The 7,718-nt window shown below is 45.3% G+C and carries 4 protein-coding genes, 1 tRNA gene, 1 other RNA gene and 1 pseudogene; all 7 read left to right on the forward strand.

Going from position 1 to position 7,718, the window contains the following annotated elements; all coding sequences use genetic code 11:
• The first annotated feature begins 92 nt into the window (after positions 1-92).
• Positions 93-1,877, forward strand: a complete 1,785-nt coding sequence (dnaG, locus tag HMPREF9380_RS06590) for a DNA primase (protein WP_328270366.1) — start codon at positions 93-95, stop codon at positions 1,875-1,877.
• A 2-nt stretch (positions 1,878-1,879) separates the two neighbouring features.
• Complete coding sequence (gene rpoD / locus HMPREF9380_RS06585; protein WP_002933023.1) at positions 1,880-2,992, forward strand: RNA polymerase sigma factor RpoD; 1,113 nt, start codon at positions 1,880-1,882, stop codon at positions 2,990-2,992.
• A 118-nt stretch (positions 2,993-3,110) separates the two neighbouring features.
• Positions 3,111-3,449, forward strand: a complete 339-nt coding sequence (locus HMPREF9380_RS06580; protein WP_002933024.1) for a metal-sulfur cluster assembly factor — start codon at positions 3,111-3,113, stop codon at positions 3,447-3,449.
• 81 nt (positions 3,450-3,530) lie between these two features.
• Positions 3,531-3,879: a transfer-messenger RNA gene (gene ssrA, locus HMPREF9380_RS11425) on the forward strand.
• Between the two features lie 166 nt (positions 3,880-4,045).
• Complete coding sequence (locus HMPREF9380_RS06575) at positions 4,046-4,885, forward strand: DUF695 domain-containing protein (protein ID WP_002933026.1); 840 nt, start codon at positions 4,046-4,048, stop codon at positions 4,883-4,885.
• A gap of 38 nt (positions 4,886-4,923) precedes the next feature.
• A tRNA-Ser gene (locus tag HMPREF9380_RS06570) sits at positions 4,924-5,011 on the forward strand.
• Positions 5,012-5,169: 158 nt separating this feature from the next.
• Positions 5,170-7,718, forward strand: a pseudogene (locus HMPREF9380_RS11430) (accessory Sec-dependent serine-rich glycoprotein adhesin); the annotation flags it as partial.

Below are 7,718 nucleotides of genomic sequence, written 5' to 3' on the forward strand. Positions count from 1 at the left end.
TCAAGATATTTGCTTGTCAAATATTTTACATTTGCATCATTTTAGTATAAAATATAGAATGATATTCTATGATAAATTGGAGGTATTGTCTCTTGATTGATAAAGAAATCATTTCTGAAATTAAAAACAGCGTCAATATCGTCGATGTCATAGGAGAAACGGTGGCCTTGACTAAGGCTGGACGGAATTTTCTGGGACTCTGTCCCTTTCATGGCGAAAAGACGCCCTCTTTTAACGTTGTAGAGGACAAGCAGTTTTATCACTGTTTTGGCTGCGGCAAGTCGGGCGATGTCTTCAAATTCATTGAGGATTATCGAGGCGTTTCCTTTATGGAAGCTGTTCAGATTGTAGCAGAGCGGGCAGGGATTCCCTTGGCTGTAGAGACAGCGGGCAATGACCGACCGAGACAAAGCCATCCGCACCAGGCTCTCTACGATATCCATACCGAGGCAGCGAAATTTTACCATGCGGTCCTGATGACGACCAAGATGGGAGAGGAAGCGCGGGCTTATCTCTACCAGCGCGGGCTGACAGATGATGTTCTTAAGCATTTTCAAATCGGGCTGGCTCCTAATGAGGGCAATTATCTTCATAAGAGTATGGCTGGTAAGTTTGATGAGAATACCATCATGAACTCGGGCCTCTTCAATCTGGCGGAGAATAATCTGGTCTATGATGCCTTTCAGAACCGAATTATGTTTCCCCTAACCAATGACAGTGGACAGGTTGTAGCCTTTTCCGGACGGATTTGGCAAGAGGCGGCTTCAGATGGTCATCAGGCCAAGTATAAAAACAGCCGCAGCACCGCTATTTTCAATAAAAGCTACGAGCTCTATCACCTAGATAAGGCCAAGCCGGTTATCAAGAAGAGCCATGAGGTTTATCTGATGGAAGGCTTTATGGATGTGATTGCGGCTTATCGGGCCGGGATTGAAAATGCAGTGGCTTCTATGGGAACTGCTCTGACGCCTGAGCATGTCCAGCACCTGAGCAAGTATTGCAAGAAGATTATCCTGTCTTACGATGGAGATAGGGCTGGGCAAGCAGCGACTGCTAAGGCCTTGGATGAGCTGAGAGATATGACGGTGGAAATTGTTCGGATTCCTGATAATTTGGATCCGGATGAGTTTCTTGCTAAAAATTCTGAGGAAGACTTGCAGCATTTGCTGAGCAAAACGCGAATAAGTAATGTGGAGTTTCTGCTGCATCATCTGAAACCAGATAATATTGAAAATCTACAGGCTCAGATTGAGTTTGTAGAGAAGATGGCGCCGATTATTGCGAAGACCAAGTCCATCACAGCTCAGAACTCCTATATTTACATGCTGGCTGAGTTGCTGCCGGACTTTGACTATCAGCAGGTGGAGCAGACGGTGAATAACAGTCGTCTGGCTGAGCGCTCTAGTCGCAGTCAGGAGGCGCCGATTCAGCAGTCTCAGGCAGTCGTCATGCAGTTTTCGCCGTCGAACCGGCTGACTCGTCTCATGAGGGCGGAAAATCATATCTTCCACCGCATGCTGCATCATCCTTTGATTTTGAACCAATATCGGCTGAGAGAAGACTTTGTCTTTGACTCGGAAGAATTGCAGACCTTGTATGAGATTTTGCTGGCAAATGGTGAGGTGACACCGCAGGATTTGTCCCAGCTGCCGGATCATGTCCAGCAGGCTTGGTACCGAGTCTTGGAAGAAGACTTGCCGGATGAGGTTTTGGAAGATGAATTGAAAGAAGTGGAAGAAACCAGAGAGCGGGAGATATTGCGCAAGCATAATCAGTTTATTAGTAAAAAGATTCGAGAAGCCTCTCACAGCGGAGATACGGATACAGCCCTGTCCGAGCTAGAGCGCTTGATTGAGCAAAAAAGAAGAATGGAGTAGGAATGGCTACAAAACAAAAAGAAGTAACAACATTTGACGTTCAAATTGCAGAATTTATCCGCAACCACAAGCAGACAGGGGTTGCGACAGATGATGAAATCAATGACCAGCTGGTCATCCCTTTCACTTTGGACGCTGATGGAATTGAGGATTTGCTGCAGCGCATTCAGGATGCTGGCATCTCAATTACAGATAAGGAAGGAAATCCCAGCGCGCGCGTCTTAAATAACGAAGAGGAAGAAGCGGAGTTGACGGATGAAGAACTCCTAGGTAGCAATTCAGCTAAGGTCAATGATCCAGTCCGCATGTATCTGAAAGAAATCGGGGTTGTGCCCCTTCTCAGCAATGAAGAAGAGCAGGAACTGGCTATCTTGGTAGAACAGGGAGACTTGGAAGCCAAGCAGCGTCTGGCTGAGGCCAATCTTCGTCTGGTTGTTTCCATTGCTAAGCGTTATGTCGGCCGTGGTATGCAGTTCCTTGATTTGATTCAAGAAGGAAACATGGGGCTGATGAAAGCCGTTGATAAGTTTGACTACACCAAAGGATTTAAGTTTTCAACTTATGCGACTTGGTGGATCCGTCAAGCCATTACCCGTGCGATTGCTGACCAAGCTCGGACCATTCGGATTCCGGTCCATATGGTGGAAACCATTAACAAGCTGGTCCGCGAGCAACGCAATCTCTTGCAGGAATTGGGTCAAGACCCGACGCCAGAGCAAATCGCTGAGCGTATGGATATGACCCCAGACAAGGTTCGTGAGATTCTCAAGATTGCTCAAGAGCCTGTTTCTCTGGAGACGCCTATCGGTGAGGAAGATGACAGTCATCTGGGAGACTTTATCGAAGATGAAGTGATTGAAAATCCAGTCGACTATACTACTCGTGTCGTCCTTCGTGAACAGCTGGATGAGGTCTTGGATACGCTGACAGACCGCGAGGAAAACGTCTTGCGTCTGCGCTTTGGTCTGGACGATGGAAAAATGCGGACACTAGAAGATGTCGGCAAGGTCTTCAATGTAACCCGCGAGCGGATCCGCCAGATTGAAGCCAAGGCCCTGCGTAAACTTCGCCATCCAAGCCGCAGTAAACCACTCAGAGACTTTATTGAAGATTAAAAAGTTAAGAGCAAGGAGGGGCAGAGCAGGAAAGCGTCAAGTCGGCAATCCTAGCTGCAAAGAAAAGCCTCCTCAAGCTAACTTGAAATTTCTGCTATATCTATAAGGAGGATATTGTATGTCAGAAAAAAAATACACCCCTGAAGAAGTTGAAAAGATTAAAACGCGTATTTTAGAGAGCTTGGAGCAGGTCATCGACCCAGAGTTGGGGATTGATATTGTCAATCTAGGTCTAATCTATGAAATCCGTTTTGATGAGACCAATGGGGAAACGGAAATCGATATGACCCTGACAACCATGGGGTGCCCTCTGGCGGATCTTCTGACGGACCAGATCTATGATGCCATGTCAGATGTTCCAGAGGTTACCAAGACGGATGTTAAGTTGGTTTGGTACCCTGCTTGGACGGTGGAAAAGATGAGCCGCTATGCTCGGATTGCTTTGGGGATTCGCTAAGAACTGATAGTGAGTGCTGGCCTGCTGTATGCAGGCTTTTGCTTTTTTTAGTAGATTCTGTTATAATGTTCCTATTGTCTTGGGGTCGTTACGGATTCGACAGGCATTATGCGGCACATTTTGCAACCCATCTAGCGGATGTAAAACGCCAGTTAAATATAACTGCAAAAAATAACAATTCTTACGCTTTAGCTGCCTAAAAACCAGCCAGCGTGACCCGATTCGGATTGCTTGTGTCTGATGACAGGTCTTATTATGAGCAAGCTACGGCAAGGTCTAGTCTAGGGATTTTGCAAGAGATTGATAGACTCGCTTGACTTGGGCTTGAGCTATGTGTCAAAGTGAAGTTAAACCAATACATAGCCTATGGTTGTAGACAAATGTGTTAGCAGATGTTTGGACGTGGGTTCGACTCCCACCGGCTCCATTATTTTAAAATCCTTCTAAAACGTTGAGAAATCAGCGTTTTTTGCTTTTACGATCTTCAGGAAATCTTGATTTCTATCTGAAAAAGTAATACAATGATGTTAGTGACGACAAAGGAAATATTTGTATTTCTATTGGGTTGATTTCATAAGTATTAAGGGAAGTTTGATATGAGTTTTTTTAAGAATCTGTTTGGTAAGAAGCAAGAGGAAGAGAAAGTAGAAAAGGTTGAAGAAGCAGTGCTTGATGTGCCTTCTGAAGATACTTTTCCGAGTGAGTGGGGCTCTTTCTCAACCTATATAGATGACAAGTTGGCTAGTATCCGTCTGAATCTAGCTTTGGCTGATGAGGCACCCTATCCTCTCTATGCTTATGCTATGAGGCTCAAGGTAACGCTCCTCCAGTACGATGGGGAGACAGGTTTTCCATCTAGTGATGAGTTTAAAGAGCTGAATGTGATTGAGGATCGGCTTTCTGAGGCTTTAGGGCAAGTCGGTGGCATTCATGTTGGTGTGATTACGACAGATGGAAATATTGAGTTTTACTACTATCTGCAAGACAAGAAAAGCCATCTGGAGCCAATTTCGAACGTGATGCGCGACTTTCCAGATCGCCGCTATGACTCGGCAACCCTAGAAGACGAGGAATGGAATCAGTACTTTGACTTTCTCTATCCTAATGAATACGAGTATCAGACAATTCTTAACCAGCGGGTCTGGTACCAGCTAGAGCAGGATGGCGATGATCATAGTCAGGAGCGCGAGATTGACCATTGGGCCTATTTTGCTTCGGAGGAAGATCGAGATGGTTTCCTAAAGGATGTCGAAGAGCTGGGCTATAGCCTCGTATCTGCTGAAAAGATAGAAGATGCGGACAAACCATATCAGCTGCACGTGATTCGTATGGATACGACAGAAATCTTTGATTTGAACCAAAATGTTTGGACTTTGGTTGAATTTGTGAAAAAATTTAACGGAAACTATGGCGGTTGGGGCTGCAATGTGGTATAATGGTTAAAGTTTTGAGAAAGCTGGGCTTTCTCTTTTGTGGAAGATTACTCAAGAGGCTTAAGAGGCTGTGTTGGAAACGCAGTAGGCGTGTAAAAGCGTGCGTGGGTTCGAATCCCATGTCTTCCGTTCAATTCAGAAACGCTTCGGCGTTTTTTTGCTATTCTAGACTTTTTTATAATTTTCACATAATTGTAATAAAGGATTCTGCCCTTTTTTATTAGCTTGTGATAAAATAGAACAGTATAATATTTTTAATAGTGATAAGATTATTATGAGGGGAATACATGTTTTTTAAACGCCAAAAAGGTAAGTATCATGAAGTAGAGCGTGTGACTCGTTTTAAGCTGATTAAATCGGGTAAGCATTGGCTGCGTGCTGCGACATCACAGTTCGGCCTTTTTAGATCAATGAAGGGGGGGAGGCCTTTCATCGATCGAGCTCAAGGTAACGGAAGAACAAGTTACCGATAAGAAGAGCGGCATAGACTTTTTGAGGGGCATTGTCGCCACGGGAGCCGTGCTGGGCGGAGCTGTTGTGACAAGCACAACTGTCCATGCAGAAGAAGGTCAGGCTCTGGAAAAGGTCATTGACACGACAGACGTTTTAGCGACACGTGGTGAAACAGTTTTAGGAGAAGAAAGCAGTGCTGCTGAAGCAGCAACCGCAACGGCAAGCTCACATACTGAGTCAGAGTCTCTATCTGATACATCCTCAGCCAGTGCTAGTGCTTCTGTCAGTGTGTCTATCTCTGCCAGCATCTCAGCTTCAGAGTCAATGTCACAGTCTAACTCTGCCTCTATCAGTGCCAGCGCATCTCAGTCAGTCTCAGATTCCTTAAGTGTATCTGAGTCTCTTTCAGTATCTTCAAGTACATCTGATTCAGTGAGTGCAAGCGCTAGTGCATCAGAGTCAGTCTCTGCCAGTCAGTCACCTATCTCTTCTACATCGGAGAGCGGGGCTTCTACAAGGAGCCAGAAACAAGCATCAGAAGCTTCTAGCCAGACAGGTCGGAGAAGAACGCGTCGGGCAGTAATTGAAGCTGGTCCTAATGTTGAATATCATGATGTAAAAGGGGACATGATTCAAAGTGTCACAACAAGTTTTGATGATACTACTCGACTTTTGACTTGGACGATTAACCTAACACCAAGACAAGTGAAGTCTAATCTTGGTGCACTAGTATCTATAAGTGGTAATCAGGAAACTCGTACAGTAACGATAAACGGTAAAAATGCTGCAAATGGTGGAGTCTACAATTCAGGCGGCGCTTGGAATCTGTATACTGGTGAATCTGTTAACAATAATGTTCTCAGAATTACTACTCAAGTAAACGATACCGGTGGGGAAGTCAAACTTGGACTCCGCTTAGTAACAAGTGATAAAAAAATTACCAATACAAACCTACCGCTTGAGTTTGAACAAGTTGCTGCTACGACAAATGGAAGTTGGGATAAAGCAGGATATAACACAACGGTTGTTGAAAAGGACACAGAAAGACCAGTTGTTGATGTTCCAAGTGAAATTACTGTTTATCGTGGTGAGTCATTTGAATATTTTGCGACAGTAACAGATAATTCAAATGCTTTTGATTTGGCTAAAACGGTTGTTCGCTGGTTATATAATAACCAACCTGGTAGAGGCACTGAATGGTTGCAGTATTCTGTGACTCAAGTAGGGAATCAGTTAAAAGTTAGAATTTTTGGTAATGTTCCAATAGACACAACAATTGGTGATTACACTCGTTATGTTGTAGCTACGGATGCCGCGGGAAATGTAAATGTAACTCGGAAAGAAATGGATGATGCTGCGAAGGTAGCTGAAGTCAATGGTCAGTTTAAACTGATTATTCGATTTAGAATTAAGACACCCGAAAATACCGTATTTGTCAATAATCCAAATCAATTAACAGAAGTAGAAAAAAATTTAGTTCGTGAAGCTGTCAAGAAGAGCAATCCCGATTTAAGAGCTCAAGATGTTTTAAATTCCAATTACGTCACTGGTATTACTGTCTCAAACAATGGTACAACGACTATCACATATAGAGATGGTAGAAAAGACATTATTGACGGAAGTAAATTTATTGATACAAGAGATGGAAGTACTTCCAAATCTGCAAGCACCTCCGCATCCGTCAGTGCCTCTACCTCAACAATCGAATCTATTGCGGAAAGTAAGTCAGCCTCTGCTAGTGCCTCAACTTCAGCAAGCAGTTCGGCGTCTACGAGTGCTTCTGTGTCAATTAAGACCTCTGCGTCCACTAGCGCATCGGTAAGTGCTAGTACTTCGGCTTCCACGAGTGCGTCTACAAGCGCAAGTACGTCTGCGTCGACTAGCGCGTCCGTAAGCGCAAGCACCTCCGCATCAACGAGTGCGTCTGTAAGTACAAGCACCTCAGCGTCCACGAGCGCGTCGGTAAGTGCAAGTACCTCAGCCTCAACAAGTGCGTCAGTGAGTGCAAGCACCTCAGCGTCGACAAGTGCATCTGTATCTGCAAGTACTTCAGCGTCGACGAGTGCGTCCGTAAGCGCAAGTACGTCCGCGTCCACTAGCGCCTCAGTGAGTGCAAGCACGTCCGCATCGACAAGTGCGTCCGTAAGCGCAAGTACCTCAGCCTCGACGAGTGCGTCGGTATCCGCAAGTACCTCAGCCTCGACGAGTGCATCTGTGAGTGCAAGCACCTCAGCGTCTACTAGCGCGTCTATGTCTGCAAGTACGTCTGCTTCAACGAGCGCGTCTGTGTCTGCAAGCATGTCCGCGTCTACTAGCGCATCCGTGAGCGCAAGTACGTCCGCATCGACGAGTGCGTCGGTATCTGCAAGTACGTCCGCGTCCA

The sequence above is a fragment of the Streptococcus sanguinis SK49 genome (genome assembly GCF_000212815.1).
In the GTDB taxonomy this organism is placed as follows: Bacteria; Bacillota; Bacilli; order Lactobacillales; family Streptococcaceae; genus Streptococcus; species Streptococcus sanguinis_C.

Excerpts from the sequence above, each read along its gene's own strand:
- HMPREF9380_RS06580 (WP_002933024.1), top strand. The coding sequence starts at position 3,111 with ATGTCAGAAAAAAAATACACCCCTGAAGAAGTTGAAAAGATTAAAACG.
- HMPREF9380_RS06575 (WP_002933026.1), top strand. The coding sequence starts at position 4,046 with ATGAGTTTTTTTAAGAATCTGTTTGGTAAGAAGCAAGAGGAAGAGAAA.
- rpoD (WP_002933023.1), top strand. The coding sequence starts at position 1,880 with ATGGCTACAAAACAAAAAGAAGTAACAACATTTGACGTTCAAATTGCA.